The 1,230-nt window shown below is 47.8% G+C and carries 1 protein-coding gene; it reads right to left on the bottom strand.

The annotated features are described in order from the left end of the window. Positions 1 to 84: 84 nt before the first annotated feature. Positions 85 to 1,167 carry a phage integrase N-terminal SAM-like domain-containing protein gene (locus Q362_RS21695; RefSeq protein WP_051554475.1) on the bottom strand — a complete coding sequence of 361 codons (1,083 nt, stop codon included), beginning with the start codon at positions 1,165 to 1,167 and terminating at the stop codon, positions 85 to 87. Positions 1,168 to 1,230: the final 63 nt, after the last annotated feature.

The following is a 1,230-nucleotide window of genomic DNA, read 5'->3' as shown; positions in this document are numbered from 1 at the left end:
TATGCCAACTTGGGGAGAAGTCACTCCCTGAAAAACGACTTAACAGAACCATGAAAGGGAAATCCGGCCATGGCTGTCACTGATTCAGGACTTAAGCTCCAAAGCGTTGAATAAAAAAACACCGTCGTAATCCGCTTCTAAATCCTGTTGGTGCTGTTCCCCCACTCTGATCATCTGTTTTTTCAACTCTGGAACCAATATCTCAGGAATGGGTACGGTTCTATCCTTTTTCCCCTTGCCATCATGTAGAGTCAGTACTCCAGCGCTGAAGTTAAAGCATTGTATTCGTAGCTGCAGGCATTCGAATAGACGTAGACCACAACCATAGAGCAGCTGAACAATCAGGCTGTACGGGTGAGTCAGTTCGGCCACAATGCCGTCGATTTCCGCTCGATCAAGAACAACTGGAATGTATGGCCGTTTTTTTGCGCGTACTACCCCTTCAATTGTACCGAATTCCTTTCCCAACACATTGCGGAAAAAAAAGAGTAAGCTGTTGAAGGCGAGATTCTGACTGGATGCCGAAACGTGCCGTTCAACGGCCAGCCAAGTGAGAAAGGCTTTTACATCATCCACTACTATAAGCGATGCTTCCTTGCTCTTGACAAAAGTCTGGAATTGCCTGATCCATGACCGGTAGGAACGCAACGTTTTGAGCGAGTAATGGCGGACCTGGACGGCAGAGCTCAAATCATCGTAGAGTTCAGTCCAGTCGGCTCCTGTGGTGGCGGTTGGGCTGGCTTTTTTATCTCTGACACTGATGGGATGGAGACGAGACACTTTCCCTGGACGGTCTGGTTGAGCTAATCCCTCCTGGGTCAACCTTTCATCAGCCTTACATATCTGATCCGGGCTAAGACCTTTTTTCAGCGTTTCTTGACAGGAAACCTCCCCGGTCACTGTTTGTTTACTCTTCGTCTCCCTTGCTGGCAAGTTCCCGGCCAGTTGTATGTAAAGCTCCACTGCCTTATCAGCCTGACATACCAGATCGTCAGCCTGCCCCTTACTGCGTAATTTCTCACGAAAAGATACACATGTAGCAGGGTTGGTTCCCTCGAGTGAATATTTCAGACAAAAATCATAATAATAGCGAAACCACTTCAGGTAATAGACATGTTGCTTACGGTCTACGTCGGATGGGGAGCATCCGACAGTTATGCGCATCATTTGATCCTTTTGAGCGTAACAGCGCTATACTGCGGCTGTTTTCTGTTAACGGCCTGATGCATC

Origin of the sequence: Desulfobulbus elongatus DSM 2908 (assembly GCF_000621145.1) — a bacterium.
Classification (GTDB): Bacteria; Desulfobacterota; Desulfobulbia; order Desulfobulbales; family Desulfobulbaceae; genus Desulfobulbus; species Desulfobulbus elongatus.
The sequence above is the reverse complement of the archived record's forward strand: the minus strand, read 5'-3'. Positions and strand labels throughout refer to the sequence as shown.